Below are 24,173 nucleotides of genomic sequence, written 5' to 3'. Positions count from 1 at the left end.
ATGACCAAAACCCGCCAACCCACCATTCCCGAGCTGTTGATTCACCATGTCCCTCGCAACCTTGCCATGGGTATCGAGGACGCATTTGAAGCAGGTGCGCTCCGCGCGTACCTGGATACTAAAGACATGGACGACAACCACCGGAAGAATGCGCTGGGACAGATGCGGGCCTTCCGCATGAACGAGTCCTTTGAAGAGACGTTGCGTGCCGCCGACGCAGTCCATACGCCCCTCAAGGGTAACGGAGTCGTCTTGGGCCACGCCGGCATCTTCAAGTTCGGTCGGGTGAACATGTGCTCCACGCTGTGGAACAACATCCGACGGGGTGCTATCCGACGGCAGCTTGCAGAGGCAAACCAGGCCATGACGCAGCTGGTTCAGCCATCACTTTTTGCGCCGGAACCTATCACCTCCGGTACGTTCTTTTTCGTAGCGTGCTTCAGCGGCTCACTGACCCAACTGCCCGAAGCGCCTCTGGAAATTCACATCGCGGTGCCAGATGCGAAAATGAAGGGTTGGCTTTTCCGAGAGCCTTTGAGTAAGTTCCTCGCTCGTTACGATGAAGCATCTGAGCAAATCGACAAGGCGAAGCCGAAACTCAAAACAGGCGTGCTCGAAACGGGCCTACCCGAAACAGGAAAACATACAGAATCATGAGTCGTGGAATCACAGGGTTTGAGTCGGGGCGGCTGGTACAAGCGCTCGCGGCTCGCGGCCTTTCTCAAGTCGCACTTGCAAGCATGGTGGGGGTCTCCCCTGCCACGATTAGCAAGTGGAAAACTGGGCAGCAGTGTCCCGAGGCCGAAGCCTTGGCCAATCTCTCCAAAGTCATCAATGTTACCCCGGAGTGGTTCACCCGCCCTTTACCTGAGAAGTGCTCTCTTCCCTTGTTCCGAAGCAATGCCTCGGCGCATGCCAGCGCACGAACAATGCTCGAAGCACGCCTTGAATGGGCGCAGGACATCGCAATTGCGCTGGGTGAGTTCGTGGACTTTCCCGATGTGAACCTGCCCAAGCGTACCTTCAAGGATCCTGAGCAGATCACCAATGCCGATATCGAAGAAGCTGCCGATGAATGTCGCGAGCTTTGGGGCCTGGGTCGACGTGCAATACCTGACCTGGCAATGGCGGTTGAAGGCGCCGGCGTTATCTTGGTGCGCGAGGAAACCGGCGTTGCAACCATCGAGGGGCTGTCGGCATGGAGTGAGGTGTTGAACCGCCCACTCGTGCTGCTTTCCGCTGACAAGCAAAACGGCTTCCGCAGTCGCTTCGACTTAGCTCATGAGCTCGGCCATCTGATCTTGCACAAAGGAATTGAGCGGTCGACTGACCCTGTTCGTCACAAAATGATGGAAGACCAGGCGCACCGTTTTGCGGGTGCTTTCCTGCTGCCTGCAGAGACGTTCGCCGCCGAAGTCAGGAGCCCAGTTACCCTCGACAGCCTATTGTTGCTCAAGCAACGCTGGGGCGTTTCTGTGGCTGCCATGGTCATGCGCCTCTGGGCATTGAAGGTGATCGATGATGATGCAAAGGGTCTGCTTTTCAAGCGTCGCTCAGCTCGCTGGGGCGTCAAAGCGGAACCAGGTGATGAAGGTCGCGCACCTGAACAACCTCGCCTCCTCAAACGCACCATCGAGCTGTTGGCCTCCTCAGGCGTTTTGCCTGTGAACGGCGTCGCTGCCTACATCGGGTTAGCAGCAACGGATATCGAGATGCTGACAGGCTTGCCCAACCGCTACCTCAGTGGCATTGCTGAAGTGGTGCACTTGGCCAAGCTTAAGAGTAACAGTACCTCCGTGACTCCCGTGACTGTTGTTCACAACGCACCAGACGCAGGGATAGTGGTTCCGTTCAATCGCGGCAAATGATTGCTCACGGAGGCCAGTCTTGGCCTCCGCTGTTCAACCCCCTCAGGCGCTGATGTGGCATGTAGCTTGGCAAATACTGCCCAAGCGCCGCTGGCCTCATCTCATGCACTCCTGCCGGTCTGACTAACCCAGAGCCATCTGTTCGGCTTGGCATATCATCCCCTAGCCCCAAGCCAATGCCGCGATTATCCAGAACCTCGTAACCTACATTGATCAGATAGGGTGAACAGAAATGGGACGCAAGTGGCTCACTCAAGAGCGACGGACTAGATAACAGCATCTCTTCTTTGCGAGAAAATGGAGGGCTGTTGCTGGTGGACTGGCCTGTGATCCCATCCAGCGCAGCGATCTAACTTCATACTACGCCTCCATCGGTCGCCGCATTTCTCAGTCCGGCCTACGCAGTCCACATGGGGGTTGCGATTACCTCCAAGGTGGACTTCACGTGACTTACACCGTGATCAGTCGGCCCATTCAAGCCTGATGAAATCCTCGATGCTTTTTGCCCGAGCTAAAACCATATCTTCTGTCCAAGAACCAGCCTCATGAAGCTGGTGGCCGACATGGATCGTTGCAATCAATCCGCAGCTTCGGTAGACGTCGATCTTTTCAACTGGAGGCTTCGCTTTGAGTGAAGAATTTGTTCCAGGTGGCAGCATCGTTAAATTCCCGAGGTGATGCGTCCACTCGGCGCCACTGCTTTGTGGCGCAATATGTTCGATGGAGTTAGCGGCATCCTGCTCCCATATCTTGCCCCACTGACTCTCATTGAGCTTCTGCCCCGCGAGCTTTGCCAGGTGCTCGTCATAACGGTTCAGCACATAGCGGAGCTGATTTTGCCAGCCTTCGTAGCTGCTTACCCAATCAATATTGTTCAAGACCTCGTCAATCGAATAACCTTTGGAGAGTTTTTCTAGCCCACTGAGAATTTGGTCTTTATCCAGGTTGCTGCGGTAGATTTCATAACCAAGACGGATGTATTCTCCAACCTTGTGACGGCTATCCCGGCCCGCCAGCTCGTAGATTCTGAACGTGGCGCGTTCCCATTTACCCAGCAGCTTGTGCTCTGTCTTCTTGTCGAATTTCCTCAGGAGGATCGCTGCTGCGACAAACCGAGCATGCACAATCCGCGTTACAGCCCGAAGGCGCGGGTCTCGGAACAAGCGTAGGTTCGCTTGAACTACAGCCTCGAGTTCATGACCAACCTCGGCAATCGTTCTTAACTGCGTGCCCGCCTTCAAGGTGAGCAGTGCGGTCGAGTCTGCTTCACTGGGAATCCGATTGGGTCGCGCGTCAGAGGCCCATGCTCCTGCGAAGCGGAGAGCTTCATCTCCGATTCGTGTACTGTCTTCCAGCGAGCGGTAAATACCCCGCCAGACATCTTGCATCTCAGACACCGCCTCATCGCGAGTGCCACCCTCAACGTGCTCGAAAATGAGTGCCATCAGCTGGCTTTTAAGCTTATCGATCCATTTGACATCCAGCCCACGGCTATTAAGAACCTCGAAGACTCGATATACCGTAGCCTCTTCAGAGATCTCATGGTAAATGATCGTGAGCTTATTCCTGATGGTCACCAACAGCTCAAAGATAGTATCCCCACGAGCCAACCATTTGCTCACAAAGAGCTCGCAGTCACGGGCAGCATCCACCAAATTCTGATCTGCAGCAGTTTTTGCTGAGCCTTCCTCCACCACCCCCTTTCGGATGTAGTTGGTGAAAACCTGACTTGCGTCATGGTTTGTCTGGAGCAGAATCAGGGAATGGTCGTCTCCCTTTATAAGCAGCTCACCTAGCTCCCGTCGCACTTTGGCTTGCGTAGCATCATCGTTGTCTAAAGCTTTCTCAATCGCCTTCATCAGGATGATGAGCGTCGTTACACGTTGTTGACCATCCACCAACTCGACAGTCTTGAACTCATCAACGCCGATAAGGCGGGTTTCTTTCTCCTTGGCCAAGGCGACCAAAGTAGCCATGAAATGCTCCCGACCAGATCGAAATGCCTCCTCGATGTCGCCGAAAAGGTCTTTACGCTGGCGAGATTTCCAAGAGTATGCACGTTGGTATTCTGGGATTCGAAAAAGCCTGCCCTCAAGCAAACCAGCAATCTTGAGGTGTAGAGGATTGAGCTTCATGCGCGTTCCTTGCTGTAGAAATGATGAGATAATAGCCATTAGCCATTAAAAATAGCTAGAGCTCACCCTGCCAGCTCTACCTGACAGAAGGAACACGACATGAGTCTACGTACCAATGTATTGGATGCAGTAATCGACGGTCACCTTGGCAAAGGCCTCGTTGTTACGAGGCAAGCTGTAGTCCAGTTTTTCAGCGACGTTGCTGAATCCTACACAGGCGTCTTCCTATCCAATTCTGAGATGACCACTGGCGTTAGCAGCCCAACCTATGATCACTTCACGCAACGGATTGGGGTAGGCACTTATCGCATTCATCCTCAAGCGCTTTTGGTTCGTATGACTGAAAGAGGGTTGGCTTAGAATTCCTTGGTCTCGCCGACAATGGCTACCGATCGAGTGGCCATACTCGCCTTGTACGGCTGGTAGTCGATGACGGTTTTATACAGGTGCTCAGTTTCATCACGGAGGCTTTCGATCTCCTCTGCGGGTCCCCCCCTCCAGCGCTTTCTGGTTGGCCCAGACGACTTGGTGACATTGCCAGAAGACTGAGCACTCCGGAGGAGTACATCTGTACTCCTCAAGCCTCAGCCTCTGACTGATCAGCGCAGGTACTCAGATCAACCTTCTGCCCCGCTGACCCGTGTTACGGCGAACCTCACCGCACATCTTCGACAATTCCCTCAGCGCCGGCATTGATACATGCTTGATCACACGGAATGGATGTTCAACCTTCGCTCGCGTCTGCGCTTTGACCTTCTCGATCTTGCGTCTGGCTTGGTAGAGCATGCTGCGTTTGCTCAAGTGCTTGTAGGTGCTACGGCGAGCGGCAATCTGCCAGATCACCGGCCTTCCTTCATGCTCTGGCCGCTTCTCCATGCCGGTATAACCCGCGTCGGCACAGATAACATCTTCATCGCCATGCAACAGCTGAGCGACCTCCGTTACATCGGCCACATTCGCCGCTGTGCCGTGGACGTGGTGCACCAGGCCCGACTCAGCATCGGCACCGATATGCGCCTTCATGCCGAAGAAATACTGATTAGCCTTTTTTGTCTGATGCATTTCAGGATCGCGTTTACCTTCCTGGTCGAACTGGGTGCGTGGATGATGGTTGCGTCGACAATGGTGCCCTGGCGCAACGACAGGCCCTTGTCTCGCAGGTAATTGTTGATGGTTTCCAGAATCCCCGACGCCAGTTGGTGCTTCTCCAACAGGTGCTGGAAATTCATGATTGTCGTGTCTTCGGGGATCGGTGCACTGAGCGTCAGCCGAGCCAACCGGCGCATCGAAGTGATCTCGTACAGCGCCTCTTCCATGGCTGGGTCGCTCAACGAGAACCAGTTTTGCAGCAGGTCGATGCGCAGCATGGTTTCCAGTGGATACGGCTTGCGACCACCGCCGGCCTTTGGGTAATGCGGCTCGATCAATGCCAGCAAACCGCTCCACGGTACCACCTGCTCCATCTCGGCCAGGAACCGCTCGCGACGGGTTTGCTTGCGCTGACCGGCGTACTCGCAATCGGAAAAGCTCATCTAACTCATGGGATGGGGAGCTTGTAGAGGGCTGTTGGACGGAGGGCTATTTCAGCACAGGTCAGACGGCCTGTGCTGACTTGATCGGAGAATCCCTTGCGGGAGAACAGGTGAGCCCATCCAGTTCATGTCCTTCAAGTTCCCTGATCCTTAGCACCTGGGACTTCTCTTGGTTGCGCTACAGCGCAATACTGCTGGCCATCTGTCTTGAGCCAATGGAAGCATCGTGTCCCTGGAAGTGGTGTAACTCATCTTGCGGCGCTATTGAGCGTCCTCCCCGCCTATGCTTGATCAGCAGAAAACCAGATTGACCGAGTAAGGATTATTCCTTACCATCCGATCAATACATCCGGGAGAACACTCATGCCTGCCATCCACGAAATCGCCACGTTGACCTCTAAGGGACAGGTCACACTGCCCAAATCCGTTCGCCAGCTTTTGGGCATTGACACTGGTGGCAAAATTGCATTCGACGTGCGCGGGGGTGAAATCGTGGTCAGCCGCGTAGAAACCACCCACGAAGACCCTGCCATCGGTGCGTTCCTGGGTTTGCTGGAGGCTGATATCCGAGGCGGCCGCAACCTCACCACTCTGCCGGAAGACTTGGCGCAAACCCTGCTCGCCAACGCAAACCACCCTGTAAACCTGGACGAAGATATCGATGGTGAGGTCGCGATCTGATGCTGCGACATGGCTGGACACTGTTGTTCCATGAAGGTGTGACTTTACAGCTACGCAAATTGCAAGAAGCCGCCGCCCGGGCTGAGCAGAACGACCCGCAAGGTTTTGAGAGCAACGCCAACGTCAAGCTGTTTCGGGCATTGAGCCATCTGATCATGGAGGCCGTGCCTGCCGACCCGGGCCGTGATGAGTTCCGCCAAGGCAACACGCTGGGCACCGCCTACCGACATTGGCGGCGAGCAAAGATCGGTAGGCGCTTTCGGCTGTTCTTCCGCTACGACTCAAGATCCAAGGTCATCGTCTATGCATGGGTCAACGACGAAAATACCCTCCGGTCTGCAGGCAGCAAATCCGATCCCTACGCCGTATTCGAGAAGATGCTGGGGCGCGGCAACCCTCCTGATGACTGGGACGCGCTGACTGCTGCGACGCTTAGCGACTGGGACGAGCCCAAAGCATAAGTTGTGCAAATGGGCGAGGGAATTGCACGTTCTGCGCCAGCCCCGGGGCGTCCACTGTAATCCACTCGCAGCTGCTGTAAAAAGGGGTACATCTGCGGGTACAAATCCAATTTCTCATTCATAACCATTTGATTTATATGAATGTCCAAATGTTCTTTGGGGACCCTGAGAGCCTTTAGAGGATCGTGTCCCTGGAAGTGATGTAACTCATCCTGCGGCGCTACTGAGCGTCCTCCCCGCCTATGCTTGATCAGCAGAAAACCAAGATTGACCGTGTAAGGATTATTCCTTGCCATTCAATCAATACGTCCGGGAGAACGCTCATGCCTGCCTCCACGAAATCGCCACGTTGACCTCGAAGGGGCAGGTGACAGTGCCCAAGTCCGTTCGCCAGCTTTTAGGCCTCAACACGGATGGCAAGATCGCATTCGACGTACACGCCGGGGAAGTCGTGGTCAGCCGCGTAGAAGCCATCCATGAGGACCCTGCCATCGGTGCGTTCCTGGGTTTGCTGGAGGCTGATATCCGAAGCGGGCGCAACCTCACCACCCTGCCGGAAACCTGGCCCAAACCATGCTCGCCAATGCGGGTCACGATGTAAATCTGGACGAAGATATCGACGGTGAGGTCGCGATCTGATACTGCGACATGGCTGGACACTGTTGTTCCATGAAGGTGTGACTTTACAGCTACGCAAATTGCAAGAAGCCGCCGCCCAGGCCGCGCAGAACGACCCACAAGGTTTTGAAAGCAACGCCAACGTCAAGCTGTTTCGGGCATTAAGCCATCTGATCATGGAGGCTGTGCCTGCCGACCCGGGCCGTGACGAGTTCCGCCAAGGCAACACGCTAGGCACCGCCTACCGACATTGGCGGCGGGCGAAAATCGGTAGGCGCTTTCGGCTGTTCTTTCGCTACGACTCAAGGTCCAAGGTCATCGTCTACGCATGGGGCAACGACGAAAATACTCTACAGTCCGCAGGCAGAAAATCCGATCCCTACGCCGTATTCGAGAAGATGCTGGGCCGCGGCAACCCTCCTGATGACTGGGACGAGCCCAAAGCATAAGCTGCGCGACTGGGTGAGGGATTGCACGTTCGACTCCCCCCCTTGGTGCTTCCACTGTAATCCACTCGTAACGCACATTGCGTTTCTGCGCCCCCTCATTCGACGGTTTGCCGGGCGACACCCGAGCGCTGCTGGACTGTCTGTCTCTACCACTAACCGGCAAGGCTTGACTCTACCGTAAGGGGCAGACTTTACCCTTGGCACTTCATTACCTGGAGTTTGTCATGAAGCGCAAACGCATGCTCGTAATCCTCGGCCACCCTTCGAACAACAGCTTTTGCGGCGCTGTGTCCGAACGTTATGTCGAGGCCGCCACGCAAGCAGGCCATGAGGTGCGCCTGCTGCGCCTGGGCACCCTGGATTTCGATCCGGTCTTGCACGATGGCTATAACCAGATCCAGTTGCTTGAGCCCGATTTGATCGACGCACAGAACGACATTACCTGGGCCGAACACCTGACATTGGTGTACCCGATCTGGTGGGGCGGCATTCCGGGGTTGCTCAAGGGGTTCTTCGACCGCGTGTTTCTGCCCGGTTTTGCCTTCAAGTACCGCAAGGGCTCGCCTTTCCCGGATAAGCTGCTCAAGGGCCGCACGGCTCACCTTTTGGTGACCATGGACACGCCGCCGTGGTACTACCGGTGGGTGTATCGCATGCCGGGCCTGCACCAAATACGCAAGACCACCCTGGAGTTCTGCGGCATAACCCCCCTGAAAACCCTGACATTCGGTCCGGTATTGGGCTCCAAGCCGGAACAGCGCGAAGCCTGGCTCAAACAAGTCCAGGCAGTCGCCAGCCGCTGATCGGCCCCGGTCGGGCCGTGCCCCTGCGCTGCCCAGCCGAGCCTCCCTGCTGTGACACCTTGTCCAACTTGGCTTCCCACACCCTGATGCTCGTGCAAAGATGTCGCGCGCCTGTACGAGCACGCGACATCTTTTCGCTTCTGATGCGTCAAAAAAGGGACTTTCATGTACATCGGCAAAGCGGCCCAGCTGTCGGGCACCACCGTCAAAAGCATTCGACATTACGAAGAAATCGGCCTGCTGCCCCCACCGCAGCGCGAAGGCAAGTACCGCATCTACAGCCAGCAAAGCGTAGAGCTGCTGACCTTCATCAAATGCGCTCAGCAACTCGGTTTCAAACTCAAGGAAATGCGGGCCATTCTGCAGGATCATCACGGCCAGGAGCTGCCCTGGGATCTGGCCATGCAGGCCATCGATAACAAAAAGCAGGAATTGATGGGGCAGATCCAGACATTGCAGCAAGTGCATGACGGCTTGGTTGAGTTTGAGCTGAGCCTCAAAGATGCTCAGATGCAATGCCAGTTCGAACACCTGGAAAGAGCCCGCTGAATCCGCTCCGCTGCCCCTGAACGGCCATGGCGCACGGTGCCGTTTTCTGCACGCAGGCGCCACGGCGATTTAGCCTGGCACAGCCCCACCCCCCCGGCTGCTCACCCTCTTGCACTGCTGGCTGCGGCACAATCGCGGCAAAGAACCACGGCGAAATCAGCGTGACCAGCAAAATGCTAATGAAGCCGCTGGATGACAATGCTGTCGATCTGGTCGAGGTCGGCATAGGAGTAGTCGCTACCCATGAACGCCCCGCGTTTGTCGGTGGTGGAAATCCTTCGGGTCTGTCGGCTGACCGGCAAATACATCCATTGGCTGTCTTCGAGACCCTGGAACTCGCGCGGGTTTTCGATCTGAAAGGCGACGTCACGCACATCACTCGGCGCGGAGAAATACAGGGGTGAATTTGTCGCTGTCCGGGTAATCCTTTTGCAGGTAGCTGAACTCGCGGATGCGGCTGTTACCTTGGGATCCTGACAGTCTTTAGGCGTCGTCGGGCGGGCTGTTCATCTGACACTCTGTTTTAGCCAGCCGCACATGCGCTTGATGCAGCCGCACTGCAGAGCCCAGGCTCTGTACGAAAAGCCTTGATACTTGTTCATGCTGCGTTGAAAACAGCCTCGGAATGCTCATGTACTCCAGTACAGTCGGGCGCGACCCCGGCCGTTCCTCGGCTGTTTTCGCCTTGCCTGACCTGCGTCTCAAGACTTTTCGTACAGCGCCTAGAACTCCACCTTGCCCCGCCCCATCTTGATAGTGCTGCGTCTGGCTTTTCCTTCGAGCCGGCGGGTCTTCGAGCCGAGGGTCGGCTTGGTGGGGCGGCGTTTTTTCTCGGTCTTGCCGGCAGCGATGATCAACTCGGCAAGACGCGCCAGTGCGTCAGCGCGGTTCTGCTCCTGGGTGCGGTACTGCTGGGCCTTGATGATCAACACGCCGTCACCGGTAATGCGACTGTCACGCAACCCTAACAGCCGCTCCTTGTAAAACTCGGGCAGCGACGAGGCCGGGATGTCGAAGCGCAGGTGCACCGCGCTGGACACCTTGTTGACATTCTGCCCACCCGCGCCTTGCGCGCGAATGTATGTCAGTTCGATGTCGGCATCCGGCAGGTGCACGTTATTGGTGATGGTCAGCATGACATGGCCCTTGTAATTGCCCTCCATTATTACAGCCTGCGCCGCTATCCCATAGCACCACACACAGTTCCTTGAATCAGCGCCGAAGTCTACCATTGCTGACCTCATGCACTTGTCTGGTTGCCATCCTCGTTACGTATCGAGGCATTCTTGAAATGCTGCCCTACAACGCGCTGAACTTTCAGACGGCAATACTGGAAAATACGCGCAAGGACCAATACCCTGCCAAGGATCCAACCTAGACGAGTTGATCATGTCAGGGACTACACCGTTTCAAACCCCGCGCTGGATGCGTGACCTCGTCCGCTTCCTGCCACTGAAAAGCCAATTCGTCCTGTCGGGCAACATCCGCGACCTCCAGGCTTGTGAGGTCGTTCCTGGCACGGTCACGGCCCAGAGCTTCAACCAGACCCTGTGCAACGCCTTGCTCGACACCGGCTATGGCCATGTGCTGGCTTGGGACCCTGTGGTTGGTTTTCGGGTGCTTGGCAAGCCCGGCAGCGACCCGGCACCGGGCCAAGCCCTGCTCCAGGAACTCGGCCTGACCCCGGTGAACGGCGCCGCGTCTGCGGGTATCGACCTGCTGGCCGCCACCATGCAGCGGCTGCTGGCCCACACCGATACGCCTGTCGCCCTGATCATCGACTTCGCCTCGCGCCTTGCGGTACGTAGCGATTCCCTGAACGCGGCCGAGCATCAGCTGTTCACTCAGGCCTTGGTGCATGCCCACCAGGCGCGCAGCCGGCCCCAGCCACAAACGCGCAAGCCATTCTTCAATACGCTGCTGTGGCTGGTGGAGAAAGAAGGCGACCTGCCGGACTGGCTGCTGGTCGACAACCCCCGGATTCGCCACATTCCCGTCTCCAAACCTGACCAACTGACCCGCCGCGCCCTGGCGCCGGCGCTGCTCAAGGGGCTCGCCGGTAGCCAGGAGGCGAGTCAGGACGCGCTCGCTCAGGCTGCGGAGGCCTTCGTACAGAATACCGAGGGCCTGCTGCTGCTCGACCTCAGCGCCATCGCGCAACTCGCACGGGTCGAAGGTGTGCCCATGGTGCAGATCGCTGATGCCGTGCGCCGGTATAAAGTGGGTGTCACCGAAGACCCCTGGCTGCGTATCGATCGCCAGCGCATTCGCAAGGGCGAAGAACTGGTGCACCAACGGGTAAAAGGCCAGGACCACGCTGTGACCCACATGCTCGACATCGTCAAGCGGGCGATGACCGGCGTCGGCGCCAGCCGCAAGGGTAACCGTCCACGTGGCGTAGCCTTCCTGGCTGGGCCGACCGGGGTGGGCAAGACCGAGCTGGCCAAAACCATGACCAGCCTGCTGTTCGGCGACGAAAGCGCTTATATCCGTTTCGACATGTCGGAATTCAGCGCAGAGCATGCCGACCAGCGCCTCATCGGTGCACCACCGTGGCTTTTCACTTACCCTGAGATTTTTTTCACTTTGCCTAGACTCTCGCACCAAACTGCACCGCTCCCCGCTTCCAGCAGAATTCGAGAGAGAGGATGACGTGTCATCGGGAAACCACGTGTGCCCTGTTCCCCCAGTCTGGTATGGCATCCATTAGGCAGCCCCGTTCTAATGCCACAGGTCCGGTTCGTCTGGGCTTCTTCTTCGCTCTGGCGGGTCAGCAGAGCAATATGCCACTATAGTCCCTTGTTAAGCAGTTCATTTATCTCGCCTCGATAAGGATTCGAAAGTGATGCCTATGCCGGTATAGAGGCGTGATCCGAAGGTAGATCCGTGAAGTTCCGATTGACCATGCCCCGGGCAGGTCGCCCAGAAATCACACTGGTAACCTGGGTGTGATAGGCGCGATGGCTTTTCATTGCTTCCCGGTAGGCAGCGTTTGCGGATGTCTCAGGGCAGAGGATAAAGGCTGTGCCAAGCTGCGCACCGCAGGCGCCGAGCGCCATTGCAGCTTTGATCCCTGCCCCAGTGATCTACTGCGCCGCTGGCGCCCATACCAGTCTGCACGCTCGAGCCAGGTAAGCAGGCCGACCTGCTGGTGCTCGACGGCCCCCCCATGGCGGCATATGTCGTTCATGGTGAGATCCACCATTTGCAGGGCCGGAGCTAATCAGCACGCACCTGACTGGAACACGCGCTGTCAATTGGGCAAACCATTGAAAATGGGTGCTAACGAAGCTTCCGCCGCAGACACGCAGGTCATGCTACACGGCATGTACGTGAACAGCAGTGGTGCCATCCTTTCGACTCACGAAACGGGGGAAGGCCTGGGCAAGTATCCGCCTCTTGCAGATTCCAAGCTTTCTCCTGCTGACAGCAAAGTTGTGGATAGCCACTTGTCACTCTTGGAGGGCTTGCGCCTGGAGGGCATTTAATGCGTCTGTTCGAGGGCATATGATTGAGAGCGAGCCTACATGCCAGCCACATCGCCGCCACAGCGCCACCACGCCGAGTACGGCCAGCAGAACGGGAGGTATTACTTGAAATGCACAATTGATATGCCCGATAGCGTTCTCACGAAACTCACCTACCTGGTCAGGCAAAATGCAAAGCCCTATATACATACCGAGGCTTTGACCGGTGACAGTGAGGCTCACTACTTTGCCGAGCAGGAGGAGCGCGAAGTCAAGATACAAAACGGACGTCCGTTAGCCGACAGCCTTTCACTGGACAAGCAGGGGTTTGAACTCCACCGGCGAGAGACGGTGGTAGACGATCTCTACGACGATACCTCGGTAGTAAAGGTCTACTATGACGAGATAAAGGCCTTGATCAAGCAATTGACGGGCGCGAGCCGGGTCGTGATCTTCGACCACACCAGGCGCAGTGACGCCGAACGGCGGGATTTTCGCGGCCCAGCCAGCCGTGTGCACAATGACTACACCGAACACTCGGGGCCTGAGCGTATCCGGGAAGTACTGGGCGCGGAACAAGCCGCCGCAATGGCAGCGATGTCAGTCGCTCAGATCAACGTCTGGCGCCCGATAAGCGGCCCTGTCAAGCGCTCGCCGTTGGCGGTGCTGGACGCCTCGACGCTCGCCCCCAATGATCTGCTGGCTACCGACTTGGTCTATCCGGATCGCATCGGGGAAATTTATCACCTCGCCTACAATACTCACCAGCGCTGGTACTATTTTCCGGAGATGCGCCGTGACGAAGTCTTGCTGATCAAGGGTTATGACTCGCGTCACGACGGCCGTGCCCGCTTCACCCCCCATGCCGCCTTCCAGCTCCCCCATACGCCGCCGGGAGCCCCGCCACGCGAAAGTATCGAAGTTCGTACCCTGGCCTTCTTTCACTAGGTATTGGTCACCGGGTGTGGCGGCGGCCATATCGCCGTCTCGCGCCCGGCGCGGTGACCGGATAGAAAGCTCGGGGCGTAGCATTCGTGCCCCGTGCCGCCTCACGTAGACAGGATGAAGTCAGGCAGAACGAACTGACCGAGCTCCTCGAGGACCTCGCCAGCGGGGCGTTGCCCGTACTTCAAGTTGATGATCACATGGTTGACGCCGATCTCCTGTAAGTGTTGCAGCAGTGAGATCAGATGATATCGCCCTAATTGATAGCCGAGGTGGATCGGTCGAGGGGGTATCTGCGAGTTGTCCGTCAGGTCGATGTATAGCGACTGGGTGAAGGGTTTGAACAGCTCACCACATTCGGTATGCACTGCAGTGCGCCAGTTCTCGACAATCAGTTGCTGAGTCTTCGGCGCACGCGGATAACTGATCCAGCCATGACTGCAGCGGGCAATCCAATCCAGCGTCTGGCGGCTATGACCGGTGACGAAGAATGGAATTTCCGCTGTGGTCGGCTTGGGAATCAGATCGCAGCCCTCAAGCGTGCCGCCGGACCAGGTCAAAGGCACGAAACTGCTGCGCTGAACCTGGCGAAATACCTCTAGGTATTCGCGGAACATTCTGTCACGCTGCTCCGGATCTACACCGAATGCGGGAAACTCTACAGGTCGGTCCCCGGAAGCCACGCCTAATAACAGGCGGCCACCACTGAGTTGATCTACACTGGTGGCCGCCTTCGCGGTGTGAAGAGGGTTGCGGATTGGCAGGATGACCGAGGCGGTACCCAGCGCAATCGAATGCGTGTGTGCCGCCATGAAACCCAGGTAGACCCAAGGATCGAAGACCTGACCGGTATCACCGAAACTAGGGTCACGTAACGGTACATCGCGAAACCAAAGGGCAGCGAAACCTAGCTTTTCGGCTCTTTGGGCCAGGCTCACCTGGCCAGCCATACTCGGCATATCACCGCTAAAGGCTTCGAGGGGGAGGAAAAGGCCCAGGCTCAACCGACCTTGACGGTAAGTGCGCTGAAAGCCCGGTTGTCGCTGATAGGGAATGGAACTCGGAGTGAACATGCGCCCTCCTACTTACATCAGAACCTGGATGAGGGTGCTGAAAGAAACCTGGGTTTGTCCTATGACAACGGACACCTTCGCCACTTCGTTAGGTATCGCGTATGCGCACCGCGTCGGTTTCGACCCCCAACGCGCCCAGCGTCAGCACGGCTTGACGGTCGAGCTACAGTGCGGATTAAAGGTTTCCCGCCCTAGGTAGTCGGCATCGTGTATGAACCGCTCAATGTGTCAGAGCGGTCACCATCACCGTGATGGACCTTGAGACCAGAGGGCTCCACGGTGCGAATCAGTTGCGGATTTACATCGATATTCTAAAGTTTAGCTCCCTGTGCGAGCGGCGCCGGACAAGCAATCCGACCTGTACGGCCAACAGCTATGATGAGTTCAGGGCCTTGAAGACCGAGCTTCGGTAAAGAGCACAAAAGCACTTTCGCCACTCCAGGCCCTGCCTCGCGCCTTCCCTCGCTTGATCAGTCGAATTGCGTGCCTTTTTGTATCAGCTCGACCTTGTACCCGTTGGGATCTTCAATGAACGCGATTATTGTGCGTCCATGTTTCATGAGACCTGCTGGTCGAGGAACACGATATCCCATGATAGCAGCACGGCTGCACACAGCTTCTGCATCCTCAACCTCGATAGCTACATGCCCGTAAGCATCGCCAATCTCATAGCTATCTTGTCCCCAATTTCGCGTCAGCTCCAGAACAGCAGTTTCTGTCTCCAGGCCATATCCGAGGAAAGCAAGGGTGAATTTGCCCTCCGGATAGTCTTTGCGTCTCAAGAGGCTCATGCCGAGCACTTTAGTGTAGAAGTGAATGGTTTTATCCAGATCCACCACACGTAGCATGGTATGTAGTATGCGCATCGATTCTCCGCTGCAGCTTCAGCCCTTCGCAAGGCCAACATTTCCTAGAAGGCTTTCCCCGACAACGACGAAAGTCCGTGCATCCAGGCCCTACCACCGCAAGCCCATGAGGCTAGGCTGTCGAGGTGATTGGATGCGTTTGCCCGGGCAATGTTAAGCTGACACACGCATCACTAAAAGTGATCAGATGTGAGCTATACCATCACAAAAGGAGAGCATCTTGAAGCTTTCACAGCTTGGTTTTTTTTGCGCTGTCGTAGAGCACGGTACGATAGCCGCAGCAGCTGCACAGCTGCATTGCGTGCCCTCGAACATCACAGCAAGACTGCGAGAACTAGAAACTCAGCTCGGCGTCGTCTTGTTCAACCGCGAAAATAACCGGTTACTTGTCACCCCCGAAGGTAGGCTGGTCTACCGCAAAGCCAAACAGCTCCTCGACCTGGCAGCTGAAACACGCTCGCTGTTTTCAACCGATTCCATGCCTGGCGTGCTTCGCGTTGGGGCGCTTGACGTAGCGCTGGCCAATCATCTCCCTCCGCTTCTGGTACGGTACCGCCTTGAGGCGCCTGGGGTAGAACTGCACATCCGTCCGGAGCACTCGCTACTCCTGGAGCGGCTGTTGATGGATGGCGAGCTTGATTTGATCCTCACTGATGGCCCCATCGAGCATCCTTTGCTTGAAAGCCGCTTAGCGTTCCGTGAGCGCTTGTTGAGAGTTGTACCGAAGGCCTTTTCCTCGCCCACCCCGGAAGACCTGGCTGGGCTCGAACTGTATGTATTCGGTCGCACCTGTCACTACAGGCAACAGGTCGATAACTGGCTAGAACGCAGCGGCATCCAGCCTCGGGCGATACTGGAAATCGAATCGTATCCCAGTATTTTTGCCTGCATCGCACAGGAAATTGGCTTTGCTTGCGTGCCAGAGAGTTATATCGACCGTTTCGCGAGCCAGGCAGATACCTTTCAGGCCGATCATGTGCCGAGCTTGGATTCAAGCGATATCTATTTCGTCTGGCGAAAAAATCAGCAGTCGCCGTTGATCAAGAATTTCATCGAGGCCATTGATAATCACCAGGGCAAGGGCAATGTTTAATGTGCAATCCCCGCATCCCATGAAGATTTAATCTGTCTCGCCATCCAGGAAACTACACATCGCCCACGAAGCGGCAGAAAATAATCGCCCGCAGTTGTGTGCGTGCCTGCGATAGCGTGAGTGTGCGTATTGCCGTCAGGTTTTCATGCTCAATGAGCATCCCGTGCTTCAGGCTTCGGCGGATCAATGCGCTCGATATTTCCCAGGACCAACGCTCGCCCGGCAAATAGCCCCCCGGATGTTTCCAGGGCAAAACGTTCAGCATCGCGGGTGCGCACCTCGTCGGTCACCGCGTCGGCTTCGTGCGCTGAGGCACCCAGGGTCAGCACGGCCTGGTGGCCAAGCAGCAAGGCGGATTCAAAGGTTTCCCGCACGATGTAGTCGGCGTCGTGCTTGACCAGCTCCAACGCGTGCTCGCGGTCAAAGGCGCGCACCAGCACCTTCACCTGCGGGCAATAGTGCCGCGTGCTTTCGACGATGCGTGTCGCGGCCTTCTTGTCATTCACGCACACAATGATGGTACGGGCGTGATGGGCCCCGGCAGCATGCAACAGGTCGTGCCGGGCACCATCACCGTAATAGACCTTGAAACCATAAGGCTCGACGGCGCGGATCACCTCCGGGTCCATGTCGATGATCGAAAGCTTGGCGCCATGAGCGAGTGGTGCCTGGCAAGCGATCTGGCCGACACGACCAAACCCTATGATCAGGATATGGCCTTGGAGATTCTGTGCCGGCTCCACACCGGCCATGGAAACCGCCCGGGGCCGCGCGAAGCGCTTGTACAATAGAAGGTTGACCGGCGTAACGGCCATGGACAACACCACGATAGCCGTCATGTTGGCGTTGATTTCGGCACTGACGACCTTGAGTTTCAGCGCTTCGGCAAACAGCACGAACGCAAATTCACCACCCTGCGCCATCAGCACGGCGCGGTCCAGCGCATCACCATGCTGGCTTTTCGCGAGGCGCGCGACCCCATAGATACACAGCGCCTTGACCATCATCAGCGCCAGCACGCCAGAGGTGATCAGCAGCCAGTTCGCGGCCACCACGTGCAGATCCAGCGCCATGCCGACGCCGAGGAAAAACAGCCCCAGCAACAACCCGCGAAACGGTTCTATGTCAGCCTCAAGCTGGTGGCGGAAGGTGGACTCCGACAGCAGCACACCGGCAACGAACGCGCCCATCGCCATTGACAGGCCGCCGATTTCCATCAGCAGCGCTGCTCCCAGCACCACCAGCAGCGCGGCAGCAGTCATCACCTCGCGCGCCCTGGCTTGGGCCAATACCCGAAACAGAGGGTTGAGCAACCACAACCCGATGACCACCAGTGCGCTCAGGGACAGCGCTGCGGTCGCCATGCGCTGCCACAGGGGGGAGCTGGGTTCGGGCACCGATGCAGTAGGTGCCAGAAATGCCACCACCGCCAGCAACGGCACTATCAACAGGTCTTCAAACAGCAGAATGGAGACGATGCGTTGGCCCCTCGGCTCGTTCAAGTCACCCCGCTCCGAGAGAACTTGCATGACAATCGCCGTGGATGTGAGCACAAAACCGGCCGCGCAGACGAATGACACCTGCCAAGGGAAACCAAAGGCCTTGCCGACGACGGTGAGCAGAACGGCACAGATCACCACCTGCAGGCTGCCCAGCCCAAAGATCTGCCCACGCAGGTCCCATAGATGCGAGGGTTTGAGCTCCAGGCCAATCACGAAAAGAAACATCACCACACCCAACTCGCCCACATCAATGATGGTGTGGGGGTCATTGATCAGTTGCAGCCCGAAGGGTCCGATCATCATCCCTGCCAACAGGTAGCCCATCACTGAGCCGAACCCGATGCGCTTGAGCAGCGGCACGGCCACCACGGCGGCGGTGAGCAAAGTGATAACACCCAACAAAAGTCCTGCGTTACCTTCAGCGGACATAGTCTCGACCTTCAACCCTGGCAGGACCGGTTATGGGAAAAAATCCGGATGAATTATCGCTGGGCGCCTCAGCTCGACAGAGAAGTGCAATGTCCATTGCAGGGGGGAGCGGCTACCGTTCTTCCCGTTGAGCAACCGAAGTACTACCCGCCCGCGAGGTTTTCGCGGGCGGGTAGTTCAGGCGACGAGGGTTGTACCTTGTCTGCGCAAAGAACATGCAGTGGCAGTATCAACCCGAGCGAACCTCGATGCGCCGGCCACGCGCACGCTCTTCCTTGGGCAGTTCGACACGCAGCACACCGTTGCTGCATATGGCTCTGGCCTTCTCGGCAATGACCGGAGCGGGAAGCTGGAAGGCGCGGCGGAAACTGCCGAAGGTGCACTGCCGGACGCGATAACGCCCATTGCCCTGCTCCTGCTCGATGCGTTTTTCACCGCGAATGATCAAGGCATCGCCCCGCACTTCCAGATTCAGATCCTCCTTCACCATTCCGGGCACCTCGAGGCGAATGACGACCTGGTCGCCATCCTCGTAAAGATCGCCGGCCAGCAATCCCCAGTTCGAGGCAAGTGCCGGTGCTGAAGTAGCATCCTCCGAGACGTTCCTGCTCCGGTTGACAGGCGTGAGGCGCGTCAGGGCCTCGCTGGTGCGATCGCGAAGCTGACGCCAGCCCTCGCCCAGCGAATGCCAGGTTTCCTCCAGGCCATGTTTGAGTTCAGCTAGTTTGTCCATGGGTCGTCCTCCACACGCTCAAGGCCCTACTCGCTTTTCACGACGATCTTGCGCGGCTGGGCATGTGCATGTTTGGGAACGCGCACGTTCAGCACGCCGTCCCGTAGCTCAGCGTCGATCCGGGTCGTGTCCAGTTCGGAGCTCAAGGTGAAGGCTCGCCTGAATCGCGACAGCTGGACCTCTGCGTAGACGGCCTCCAACTGTTCGCTCAACTGCGGCATGATCTCCCCTTCCAGCACAAGCGTGTCACCGTCCACATTGACCACGAGATGGTCCTTGGGCACGCCCGGTAGGTCCGCAAACAGTTGGATTCCGTTTTCGTCTTCAAATACATCGATACGCGGCAGCAGTGTTTGGGTTTCAGTTTCGCCGCGCACGACCGCTTGCTTGTCGTTCATGGTGATTCCTCCTTCAAACCGTTGCTGTTACTGAATGGCTATGCGCTTGGGCTGCAGCGCTTCGCGCCGCGGTAGCGAAATGCGCAGAACACCGTCGCAACAGTGAGCTTCGACCTTGTCGGTATCGACCTGATCATTGAGGCTCACGGTACGCTTGAACCGTCCGGAAAAACGCTCGTTGGCGTACACCGAGCAATTGCCCTCCTGTGCGCTGCGCGCCGGCCGGCGCTCACCGGAAATCGACAGCAACCCTCGGTGAATCTGCAGATCGAGGTCGCTCGGGTCGACGCCGGGAACGAAGGCGTAGACCTCCAGGCTGGACGGCGTGCTCGCGACATTGATGGCAGGAAAAGCACCACTGGCCAAGGCACGAATACTGCCTGGGCGCCCCAGACCCGTTCCCAGCACATGTTGCAGTTCGCGCTGCAGCCTCTCGAACTCGGCAATGGGATCGCTCGACAGATTAAGAAGGGACTCGTATATGACAATCCTCCTTCAAGCTGACTGAAATGATCTCGAACAGGAGGCACGAAGCGCCGGGCTGCGGCCCCTGACGACGGAATCATGTGAGCGATTTCGAGGTTTTCAAGCCCCGGTTTGAACGAATATGGAATTACAGATCCGCGCTCTTTTTCCCCTTCAATCTTTGCCTTGGCGCCATTCACACAGAGCCTAGGCAACTCGATCATCGCGCTCACGCAACAGCCAATAGGTCAGCCCCAGGGCCAGGGTCGCGCCAGCAAGCGCCGCGACTTTGGCCGGGCTGACATCGGGATCAAGGATCACGATCTTGCGGGACAGCGCGATCAACCCGATCAACAGGACCGTCTTGACCTGAATGATGCTGTCACGGCGCAAGACAACGCGCACGATGGAATGCTTGAATTCCATCGCGATCAGCAGCGTCATGACCATGCCGAACACATTCTGGAAGGTCCGGTGGTCCAGCGGATTGAACGCATCGATGATCAGCAGGCTGAAGACTATCTGGATCAGCTGCACCAGCGACACCACGATAACCAGCGCGATCACCATCGATAGAATGTGGGCGACGATCTGCTCGAAACGCTCGTAAAACGTCATCACCGCCCACTCGCGACGCAGTCGCATGCGTGTGGTCTCGGGCTGATTGCTGTCCTTCATGCGTCACCCCTTCAGCAGCAGATCATTGCAACGAGAAAGTGCAGCCTTCGGCAGCGCTTCACGCATTTTCACTGTCGAGCTCTTTGACCGGCACGGCTTGCCGCCGGTCGAACCCGACCCGCTCCGCCTTGTCGTCCCAGCGCGCATGGGCCTGATCACCCTTGCCAATGCCGCCGCCGAGTATTTCACGCGCCAGTGCCGTCTCCAGCTCGCTGCGGATCAGTCGCTTGAGCTCGCGGGCACCGAATTCGGGTTTGTAGCCCTCTTCCGCCAAGTGATCGACCAGCGTCTCGTCGAACGTCAGCGTCACGCCCTGGCTCGCGGCATTACGGGCCACGCGATCGAGTTGCAGGCCGACGATGTGGCGGATCTCTTGCTTGCCCAGGGCATGGAAGACGATGATTTCGTCGATGCGGTTGAGGAACTCGGGGCGAAAGTGCCCGCGCAGCACGTCCATCACCTCGGCCTTGGTCTTCTCGTATTCCTCGCCAGCCGCTCCGGGCGCATTCAGCCGGCGCTGAATGATGTCGGAGCCCAGGTTGGACGTGGCGATGATAATGGTGTTGGTGAAGTCCACCACGCGCCCCTTACCATCGGTCAGTCGCCCGTCGTCGAACACCTGCAGCAGGATGTTGTAGACGTCGGGGTGGGCCTTCTCGATCTCGTCGAGCAGCAGCACGCTATAGGGCTTGCGCCGGACCTTTTCGGTAAGCTGGCCACCTTCGTCATAACCGACGTAGCCGGGGGGCGCGCCCACCAGCCGAGCCACGGAATGGCGCTCGCCATACTCCGACATGTCGATGCGCAACAGGGCCCCCTCGTCGCCGTAGATGGATTCCGCCAGCGCCTTGGCGAGCTCAGTCTTGCCGACGCCAGTGGAACCCAGGAACAGGAACGTGGCCACGGGCTTGCTGCCTTCGCGCAGACCCGCGCGCGACAGCCGCACCGCATCCGCCACAGCGCGTACCGCCTCGTCCTGCCCCACCAGGCGCTCATGCAGCCGATGCTCCAGGTGCAGCAGTTTCTCGCGCTCCTCCACCGTCAGCTCATTGACCGGGATGCCGGTCAGACGCGAGACGATCTGTGCAACGTGCTCCGCCTTGACTTCGGCGCTGCCCGAACCGCGCTCGCGCTCCCAGTCCGCGACGCGCTCCTTGAGTTCGGCCTCCTTGGCTTCGATGCGCTTGCTGATCTGCGCCGCATTGTCATATCGCTTGCGGGAAGCCGCGTAGTTCTGCTCCCGGCGCAACTGGTGCAGTTCGGATTCCATTTCCTGCACCGCCACCGGGCGGGCCGTCGCCGATAGCTTCACGCGGGCGGCAGCCTGATCGAGCAAGTCGATGGCCTTGTCCGGCAGGAAGCGCGCGGTGACGTAGCGGTCGGACAGTTCGGCGGCAGCGATGATCGCGTCCTCGGTGATGCTGACCTTGTGGTGCGCTTCAAAGGTATCGCGCAGGCCGCGCAGGATCATGATGGTCTGCGCCACCGTTGGCTCGGGCACCATGACCGGCTGGAAACGCCGCTCCAGCGCAGCGTCCTGCTCGATGTACTTCTGGTACTCGTTGAGCGTGGTCGCGCCGATCAGGTTCAGCTCACCACGCGCCATCATCGGTTTGAAGACGTTGGCGACGTCCAAGCCGCCTTCTCCACCACCCTGGCCGGCACCCACAATGGTGTGCACCTCGTCGATGAAGAGAATCAACTCGCCCTGGTGCTCGGAGATTTCCTTGAGCACCTTGTGCACGCGTTCCTCGAACTCGCCCCGGTACTTCGCGCCGGCCACCATGGAATTGATGTTCAGCTCTACCAGGCGCTTGTCACGCAGCGTCTCGGGCACCTCGCCGGCCACCATACGCTGTGCCAATCCCTCGACGATGGCCGTCTTGCCCACGCCAGGGTCGCCGATCAACACGGGATTGTTCTTCTTGCGCCGCGCCAGCACCTCGATGGTGGTTTCGATTTCCTGCGCGCGTCCGATGACCGGGTCCAGCTTGCCCTCGCGCGCCATCTTGGTGAGATCGCGCGAATACTTGTCGAGCTCCGGCGTATTGGTCGGCGCCTCGGCGCGGCCATCCTCCGCCCCTTTGCCAACCACCTTGTTTACCCGCTGGCGCAGGGCCTGCGGCGTGAGGCCATAGCGGCGCAGCAAGTTGGCGGCCAGCCCTTCGCCCTCCTCTGCTAGCCCGATCAGAAGGTGCTCGGGTCCGACGTAAGCGTGGCCTAATTCATTCGAGGCGACAAAGGCGCGACTGAGCGCATCCTTCACGCGAGGCGACACGCCGATTTCTCCTTCAAACGGTTTGTCGCCGCGCTTGGCTTCGGCCTCGATCTGGCGTTTGAGGTCATCGACCTTGATCTTGAACTGGCTGAGGACGGTCTTCACCACGTCGCTGTCGGCTAGGGCCAGCAGCAGGTGCTCAGTATCGACTTCGGGCCGACCGAACTCCGTGGCACGCTTGGCAGCTTCCTGCAACAGGGCCTCGGAGTGTTCGCTGATGCGGCTGGCCAGCCCGCTGCCACGACGCCGCGGCGTGCCAGCCCCTGCGGGGGCAGGTTCGCCAGACGACGCTTCGGCCACATCATCGGCACCCGCGGCAACGGATACTGAGTCTCCTCCGTTGCGGAAGAAATCGCTGCCGATGAAATCCTCAAACAAACCGCTGCGCGAGCCGAAAAGGGCCTCCAGTGGGGAAAGGGTGCGCTTTTGCTGGCGCACCAATTGGCGATAGTGATCATTACACAACAGCATTGTGCTGTGGCGGCCATTGACCTTGGCTTCCACCCGTGTCGTAGCGGGTTGGCCACAGACCTGGCACTGTTTGCTGGCCATGCGGGCGCTCCTTGAATCATTGAGGCGACGAAGTGGAGCCTGCCGCAGCTCCTCGTCTGCTGAAGGGCCTTCGTGACAACTGCCATGGAATCTCCGAGTCAGCTTCAATTCGGAATCAAACGGCTTTGCTTCGATGCACGCGCTTCGCGCTCGTCGAGGATGATCGTCAGCAGCCCATTGTCGAATGGGCGCTTGATCAAAACCTGATCGGCATCGTCAGGCAGGTTCAAGGGTCGCGGACAACAGCCGTTGTAGCGTTCGGCACGAGGGAAGGCGCACTTCTGCTGCTCTCGTAGCAGTCGGGCGTGATCGGGATGTTCTTTCCTTGAGACCAGGCAATTCGAAGGAAAGCCAGCACTGCATCCGTGATGTCCAGCGCCAGCTTCAGCATGCCTGGCAGGCAAGCGCCGGCGGGCGAGCGCCGCAAACAGATGCGGCCAGCCCAAGGGAACTTTTGCAATACTCGCTAAAGTCTGCGCCTGGTAGTCTGGAAGTCAAGAAGTATCTGCGGTTTGCTCAGAGAAAGTCAGCGGGCGGTGGTCAGGCCGCTGCAAGCCGAATTCAGCCGCATGCGCTCCATCTGATACGTTCTTTTATC

Annotated in this window: 22 protein-coding genes and 4 pseudogenes; 12 read left to right on the top strand and 14 right to left on the bottom strand. The window is 58.0% G+C overall.

The features are described from left to right. Together GST84_11440 and GST84_11435 are read left to right on the top strand one after the other, a co-directional pair. Nucleotides 1-657, top strand: coding sequence for a hypothetical protein (locus tag GST84_11440; GenBank protein ID XGB12946.1), 657 nt, complete (start codon nucleotides 1-3; stop codon nucleotides 655-657). Then, nucleotides 654-1,868, top strand: coding sequence for an ImmA/IrrE family metallo-endopeptidase (locus GST84_11435; protein ID XGB12945.1), 1,215 nt, complete (start codon nucleotides 654-656; stop codon nucleotides 1,866-1,868). Before GST84_11440 ends, GST84_11435 begins: the two co-directional genes overlap by 4 nt. A 461-nt stretch (nucleotides 1,869-2,329) precedes the next feature. On the opposite strand, the gene GST84_11430 is transcribed toward GST84_11435, so the two are convergent. Further along, nucleotides 2,330-4,003: a DUF262 domain-containing protein gene (locus tag GST84_11430; protein XGB12944.1), complete on the bottom strand. Its 1,674-nt coding sequence runs from the start codon at nucleotides 4,001-4,003 to the stop codon at nucleotides 2,330-2,332. Between the two features lie 99 nt (nucleotides 4,004-4,102). Between GST84_11430 and GST84_11425 the strand changes: the two genes are divergently transcribed. Further along, nucleotides 4,103-4,363 carry a hypothetical protein gene (locus GST84_11425; GenBank protein ID XGB12943.1) on the top strand — a complete coding sequence of 87 codons (261 nt, stop codon included), beginning with the start codon at nucleotides 4,103-4,105 and terminating at the stop codon, nucleotides 4,361-4,363. 342 nt (nucleotides 4,364-4,705) lie between these two features. On the opposite strand, the pseudogene GST84_11420 reads toward GST84_11425, so the two are convergent. Continuing rightward, nucleotides 4,706-5,535, bottom strand: a pseudogene (locus GST84_11420) (IS5 family transposase). 363 nt (nucleotides 5,536-5,898) lie between these two features. Between GST84_11420 and GST84_11415 the strand changes: the two are divergent. The 6 genes and pseudogenes from GST84_11415 (at nucleotide 5,899) to GST84_11390 (ending at nucleotide 9,096) form a co-directional block, all read left to right on the top strand. Continuing rightward, nucleotides 5,899-6,216, top strand: coding sequence for an AbrB/MazE/SpoVT family DNA-binding domain-containing protein (locus GST84_11415; protein ID XGB12942.1), 318 nt, complete (start codon nucleotides 5,899-5,901; stop codon nucleotides 6,214-6,216). Next, complete coding sequence (locus tag GST84_11410) at nucleotides 6,216-6,677, top strand: toxin YhaV (protein XGB12941.1); 462 nt, start codon at nucleotides 6,216-6,218, stop codon at nucleotides 6,675-6,677. The genes GST84_11415 and GST84_11410 overlap by 1 nt, the downstream gene beginning before the upstream one ends. A gap of 289 nt (nucleotides 6,678-6,966) precedes the next feature. Beyond that, a pseudogene (locus GST84_11405) lies at nucleotides 6,967-7,316 on the top strand (AbrB family transcriptional regulator). Next, on the top strand, nucleotides 7,316-7,744 hold the full coding sequence (locus GST84_11400; protein ID XGB15750.1) for a toxin YhaV: 429 nt from the start codon (nucleotides 7,316-7,318) through the stop codon (nucleotides 7,742-7,744). The pseudogene GST84_11405 and the gene GST84_11400 overlap by 1 nt, the downstream one beginning before the upstream one ends. A 224-nt stretch (nucleotides 7,745-7,968) precedes the next feature. Beyond that, the gene (locus tag GST84_11395) at nucleotides 7,969-8,547 is read left to right on the top strand and encodes a flavodoxin family protein (protein XGB12940.1); all 579 of its coding nucleotides are present in this window, start codon (nucleotides 7,969-7,971) and stop codon (nucleotides 8,545-8,547) included. A gap of 165 nt (nucleotides 8,548-8,712) precedes the next feature. Continuing rightward, nucleotides 8,713-9,096 (top strand): MerR family transcriptional regulator, encoded by a 384-nt coding sequence (locus tag GST84_11390; protein XGB12939.1) that lies wholly within the window; start codon nucleotides 8,713-8,715, stop codon nucleotides 9,094-9,096. Nucleotides 9,097-9,302: 206 nt separating this feature from the next. On the opposite strand, the pseudogene GST84_11385 reads toward GST84_11390, so the two are convergent. Together GST84_11385 and GST84_11380 are read right to left on the bottom strand one after the other, a co-directional pair. After that, a pseudogene (locus tag GST84_11385) lies at nucleotides 9,303-9,564 on the bottom strand (outer membrane lipoprotein-sorting protein). 254 nt (nucleotides 9,565-9,818) lie between these two features. After that, nucleotides 9,819-10,232, bottom strand: coding sequence for an aminoacyl-tRNA hydrolase (locus GST84_11380; GenBank protein XGB15749.1), 414 nt, complete (start codon nucleotides 10,230-10,232; stop codon nucleotides 9,819-9,821). 253 nt (nucleotides 10,233-10,485) lie between these two features. Here GST84_11380 and GST84_11375 point away from each other — a divergent pair. Continuing rightward, nucleotides 10,486-11,649: pseudogene (locus tag GST84_11375) on the top strand (AAA domain-containing protein). Between the two features lie 296 nt (nucleotides 11,650-11,945). On the opposite strand, the gene GST84_11370 reads toward GST84_11375, so the two are convergent. Next, the gene (locus tag GST84_11370) at nucleotides 11,946-12,155 is read right to left on the bottom strand and encodes a hypothetical protein (GenBank protein XGB12938.1); all 210 of its coding nucleotides are present in this window, start codon (nucleotides 12,153-12,155) and stop codon (nucleotides 11,946-11,948) included. A gap of 534 nt (nucleotides 12,156-12,689) precedes the next feature. Here GST84_11370 and GST84_11365 point away from each other — a divergent pair. Next, nucleotides 12,690-13,511: a methyltransferase gene (locus GST84_11365; GenBank protein XGB12937.1), complete on the top strand. Its 822-nt coding sequence runs from the start codon at nucleotides 12,690-12,692 to the stop codon at nucleotides 13,509-13,511. A gap of 101 nt (nucleotides 13,512-13,612) precedes the next feature. Here the strand turns inward: GST84_11365 and GST84_11360 are convergent, their stop codons facing one another. After that, a complete protein-coding gene (locus GST84_11360; protein XGB12936.1) occupies nucleotides 13,613-14,581 on the bottom strand; it encodes a TIGR03571 family LLM class oxidoreductase in 969 nt (322 codons plus the stop codon). A 470-nt stretch (nucleotides 14,582-15,051) separates the two neighbouring features. Next, entirely contained in the window at nucleotides 15,052-15,447 is a 396-nt protein-coding gene (gene gloA / locus GST84_11355; protein XGB12935.1) for a lactoylglutathione lyase, read from the bottom strand. Nucleotides 15,448-15,667: 220 nt separating this feature from the next. Here gloA and GST84_11350 point away from each other — a divergent pair, with 220 nt between their 5' ends. Further along, a complete protein-coding gene (locus GST84_11350) occupies nucleotides 15,668-16,540 on the top strand; it encodes a LysR family transcriptional regulator (protein XGB12934.1) in 873 nt (290 codons plus the stop codon). A gap of 149 nt (nucleotides 16,541-16,689) precedes the next feature. Here the strand turns inward: GST84_11350 and GST84_11345 are convergent, their stop codons facing one another. The 7 genes from GST84_11345 to GST84_11315 form a co-directional block, all read right to left on the bottom strand. Further along, entirely contained in the window at nucleotides 16,690-18,471 is a 1,782-nt protein-coding gene (locus GST84_11345) for a potassium transporter (protein ID XGB12933.1), read from the bottom strand. 229 nt (nucleotides 18,472-18,700) lie between these two features. Beyond that, the gene (locus GST84_11340) at nucleotides 18,701-19,204 is read right to left on the bottom strand and encodes an Hsp20 family protein (GenBank protein ID XGB12932.1); all 504 of its coding nucleotides are present in this window, start codon (nucleotides 19,202-19,204) and stop codon (nucleotides 18,701-18,703) included. 26 nt (nucleotides 19,205-19,230) lie between these two features. Further along, nucleotides 19,231-19,602 (bottom strand): Hsp20 family protein, encoded by a 372-nt coding sequence (locus GST84_11335; protein ID XGB12931.1) that lies wholly within the window; start codon nucleotides 19,600-19,602, stop codon nucleotides 19,231-19,233. A 27-nt stretch (nucleotides 19,603-19,629) separates the two neighbouring features. Continuing rightward, nucleotides 19,630-20,085 (bottom strand): Hsp20 family protein, encoded by a 456-nt coding sequence (locus tag GST84_11330; GenBank protein XGB15748.1) that lies wholly within the window; start codon nucleotides 20,083-20,085, stop codon nucleotides 19,630-19,632. 189 nt (nucleotides 20,086-20,274) lie between these two features. Further along, a complete protein-coding gene (locus GST84_11325; GenBank protein ID XGB12930.1) occupies nucleotides 20,275-20,745 on the bottom strand; it encodes a diguanylate cyclase in 471 nt (156 codons plus the stop codon). 58 nt (nucleotides 20,746-20,803) lie between these two features. Beyond that, complete coding sequence (gene clpK / locus GST84_11320; protein XGB12929.1) at nucleotides 20,804-23,575, bottom strand: heat shock survival AAA family ATPase ClpK; 2,772 nt, start codon at nucleotides 23,573-23,575, stop codon at nucleotides 20,804-20,806. 104 nt (nucleotides 23,576-23,679) lie between these two features. Continuing rightward, the gene (locus tag GST84_11315; GenBank protein XGB15747.1) at nucleotides 23,680-23,910 is read right to left on the bottom strand and encodes an Hsp20 family protein; all 231 of its coding nucleotides are present in this window, start codon (nucleotides 23,908-23,910) and stop codon (nucleotides 23,680-23,682) included. Nucleotides 23,911-24,173 lie beyond the last annotated feature (263 nt).

Origin of the sequence: Pseudomonas putida (genome assembly GCA_041879295.1) — a bacterium.
Taxonomy (GTDB): domain Bacteria; phylum Pseudomonadota; class Gammaproteobacteria; order Pseudomonadales; family Pseudomonadaceae; genus Aquipseudomonas; species Aquipseudomonas putida_Y.
The sequence above is the reverse complement of the archived record's forward strand: the minus strand, read 5'-3'. Positions and strand labels throughout refer to the sequence as shown.

Bases quoted from the DNA above. Each gene is read 5' to 3' on its own strand.
- GST84_11440 (XGB12946.1), top strand. From the start codon at position 1: ATGACCAAAACCCGCCAACCCACCATTCCCGAGCTGTTGATTCACCAT.
- GST84_11435 (XGB12945.1), top strand. From the start codon at position 654: ATGAGTCGTGGAATCACAGGGTTTGAGTCGGGGCGGCTGGTACAAGCG.
- GST84_11430 (XGB12944.1), bottom strand. From the start codon at position 4,003: ATGAAGCTCAATCCTCTACACCTCAAGATTGCTGGTTTGCTTGAGGGC.
- GST84_11425 (XGB12943.1), top strand. From the start codon at position 4,103: ATGAGTCTACGTACCAATGTATTGGATGCAGTAATCGACGGTCACCTT.
- GST84_11415 (XGB12942.1), top strand. From the start codon at position 5,899: ATGCCTGCCATCCACGAAATCGCCACGTTGACCTCTAAGGGACAGGTC.
- GST84_11410 (XGB12941.1), top strand. From the start codon at position 6,216: ATGCTGCGACATGGCTGGACACTGTTGTTCCATGAAGGTGTGACTTTA.
- GST84_11395 (XGB12940.1), top strand. From the start codon at position 7,969: ATGAAGCGCAAACGCATGCTCGTAATCCTCGGCCACCCTTCGAACAAC.
- GST84_11390 (XGB12939.1), top strand. From the start codon at position 8,713: ATGTACATCGGCAAAGCGGCCCAGCTGTCGGGCACCACCGTCAAAAGC.
- GST84_11380 (XGB15749.1), bottom strand. From the start codon at position 10,232: ATGCTGACCATCACCAATAACGTGCACCTGCCGGATGCCGACATCGAA.
- GST84_11370 (XGB12938.1), bottom strand. From the start codon at position 12,155: ATGGCGCTCGGCGCCTGCGGTGCGCAGCTTGGCACAGCCTTTATCCTC.
- GST84_11360 (XGB12936.1), bottom strand. From the start codon at position 14,581: ATGTTCACTCCGAGTTCCATTCCCTATCAGCGACAACCGGGCTTTCAG.
- gloA (XGB12935.1), bottom strand. From the start codon at position 15,447: ATGCGCATACTACATACCATGCTACGTGTGGTGGATCTGGATAAAACC.
- GST84_11345 (XGB12933.1), bottom strand. From the start codon at position 18,471: ATGTCCGCTGAAGGTAACGCAGGACTTTTGTTGGGTGTTATCACTTTG.
- GST84_11340 (XGB12932.1), bottom strand. From the start codon at position 19,204: ATGGACAAACTAGCTGAACTCAAACATGGCCTGGAGGAAACCTGGCAT.
- GST84_11335 (XGB12931.1), bottom strand. From the start codon at position 19,602: ATGAACGACAAGCAAGCGGTCGTGCGCGGCGAAACTGAAACCCAAACA.
- GST84_11325 (XGB12930.1), bottom strand. From the start codon at position 20,745: ATGAAGGACAGCAATCAGCCCGAGACCACACGCATGCGACTGCGTCGC.
- clpK (XGB12929.1), bottom strand. From the start codon at position 23,575: ATGGCCAGCAAACAGTGCCAGGTCTGTGGCCAACCCGCTACGACACGG.